Below are 1,219 nucleotides of genomic sequence, written 5' to 3' on the forward strand. Positions count from 1 at the left end.
TGGATCGGTTACACTAAGTTGGACAGAAAAAATAAGGGCTTGTAGAATAAACCTATTATGTTAAGGAGCGGATCTCTACAATGCCAAAACAGCAACGACGTACCTTTCCCTCAGAATTCAAAAAACAAATGGTGGAACTCTATGAAAACGGGAAATCCAGAGCAGCAATTGTGGAGGAATATGACCTCACAGCTTCCGCTTTAGACCGCTGGATCAAGCAGGCTCAGACGACGGGGTCCTTCAAGGAGAAGGACAATCGCTCGTCAGAAGAAAATGAACTGATCGCTTTACGAAAAGAGAACCAACGCCTAAAAATGGAAGTCGATATTTTAAAGCAAGCCGCGCTGATCATGGGACGAAAGTAGCTATCATCCAGAACAACCTTGATAAATACTCGGTATCAGCAATGTGCGAAGTCCTGCAAATCGCAAGAAGTACGTTTTACTATGAAGCGAAAGAACAACCGAACGTAGACGATCTAACCGAAGCGATAGTGGAGATTTTCCACAAAAATCGAAAAGCCTACGGTACACGAAAGATCAAAGTCAAGCTCCAGGAACGCGGATTCGTCGTCTCCAGACGTCGAATTGGTGGGATCATGAAAGAGCAAGGGCTCGTTTCCACCTACACCGTGGCTCAATATAAACCCTATAAAACCGCTTCTAATGAAGCAACTACGGGGAATGTTCTGGACCGTGAGTTCGAGCAGGAGGAAGTCCAACGTTTCGTTGTCAGCGATCTGACTTATGTGAAGGTTCAGAACCGATGGCATTACATTTGTGTGCTTGTCGATTTGTTCAATCGAGAGATCATTGGTCATAGTGCAGGTCCAAATAAGGACGCTGCTCTGATTTCCCGTGCTTTTGCGAGCGTCAAGGGCGATTTACGTCAGATTCAGTGGTTTCATACTGACCGTGGCAGTGAGTTTAAAAATCAAAAGATAGACGAACTTCTGGAGACGTTTGAAATCAGCCGATCCCTAAGTACGAAAGGCTGTCCATACGATAACGCTGTGGCTGAAGCCACCTACAAAATCATAAAAACAGAGTTCGTGAACCAGATGAACTTCCATAGTCTTCGTCATCTGGAACTGGAATTGTACGATTACGTTAATTGGTTCAACAAGCATCGCATTCATGGGACATTAGGCTATATGACGCCTGTTCAGTATCGCCAAGAAGCCCTTAAAATAGTTGTCTGAATTACTGTTGACAATCCA

Annotated in this window: 1 protein-coding gene; it reads left to right on the forward strand. The window is 44.4% G+C overall.

What is annotated here, in order from left to right:
* Positions 1 to 80: 80 nt before the first annotated feature.
* Positions 81 to 1,201, forward strand: a protein-coding gene (locus tag ACTHO6_RS21170) for an IS3 family transposase (protein WP_440243816.1) whose coding sequence is annotated in 2 segments (ribosomal slippage) — positions 81 to 330 and positions 330 to 1,201 — 1,122 coding nt in all. Because the reading frame shifts where the segments join, the coding sequence is not laid out codon by codon here.
* Positions 1,202 to 1,219: the final 18 nt, after the last annotated feature.

Origin of the sequence: Brevibacillus sp. SAFN-007a (assembly GCF_051967035.1) — a bacterium.
Classification (GTDB): Bacteria; Bacillota; Bacilli; order Brevibacillales; family Brevibacillaceae; genus Brevibacillus.